General features: G+C 51.1%; 1 tRNA gene and 1 rRNA gene. Both read left to right on the top strand.

The annotated features are described in order from the left end of the window. Window positions 1-534: ribosomal RNA gene (locus ACHH0Z_RS25585) — 16S ribosomal RNA — on the top strand; the annotation flags it as partial. A gap of 85 nt (window positions 535-619) precedes the next feature. Next, window positions 620-695: transfer RNA gene (locus ACHH0Z_RS25580), tRNA-Glu, on the top strand. Window positions 696-943 lie beyond the last annotated feature (248 nt).

The raw sequence follows: 943 nt of genomic DNA, 5'->3' as shown, positions 1-943 counted from the left end.
TCCAGAGATGGATTGGTGCCTTCGGGAACTCTGAGACAGGTGCTGCATGGCTGTCGTCAGCTCGTGTTGTGAAATGTTGGGTTAAGTCCCGCAACGAGCGCAACCCTTATCCTTTGTTGCCAGCGGTCCGGCCGGGAACTCAAAGGAGACTGCCAGTGATAAACTGGAGGAAGGTGGGGATGACGTCAAGTCATCATGGCCCTTACGAGTAGGGCTACACACGTGCTACAATGGCGCATACAAAGAGAAGCGACCTCGCGAGAGCAAGCGGACCTCATAAAGTGCGTCGTAGTCCGGATTGGAGTCTGCAACTCGACTCCATGAAGTCGGAATCGCTAGTAATCGTAGATCAGAATGCTACGGTGAATACGTTCCCGGGCCTTGTACACACCGCCCGTCACACCATGGGAGTGGGTTGCAAAAGAAGTAGGTAGCTTAACCTTCGGGAGGGCGCTTACCACTTTGTGATTCATGACTGGGGTGAAGTCGTAACAAGGTAACCGTAGGGGAACCTGCGGTTGGATCACCTCCTTACCTTAAAGAACCTGCCTTTGTAGTGCTCACACAGATTGTCTGATGAAAAGTAAATAGCAAGGCGTCTTGCGATTGAGACTTCAGTGTCCCCTTCGTCTAGAGGCCCAGGACACCGCCCTTTCACGGCGGTAACAGGGGTTCGAATCCCCTAGGGGACGCCACTTGCTGGTTCGTGAGTGAAAGTCACCTGCCGTCATATCTCAAAACTGACTTGCGAGTCACGTTTGAGATATTTGCTCTTTAAAAATCTGGATCAAGCTGAAAATTGAAACGACACATCTTAATGGTGTGTTCGAGTCTCTCAAATTTTCGCAATCAGAAGTGAAACATCTTCGGGTTGTGAGGTTAAGCGACTAAGCGTACACGGTGGATGCCCTGGCAGTCAGAGGCGATGAAGGACGTGCTAATC

It is taken from the genome of Enterobacter cloacae complex sp. 2024EL-00227, from assembly GCF_043945315.1.
GTDB lineage: Bacteria > Pseudomonadota > Gammaproteobacteria > Enterobacterales > Enterobacteriaceae > Enterobacter > Enterobacter roggenkampii.
Note: the sequence above shows the minus strand (reverse complement) of the source record. Positions and strands in the feature narration are given on the sequence as shown.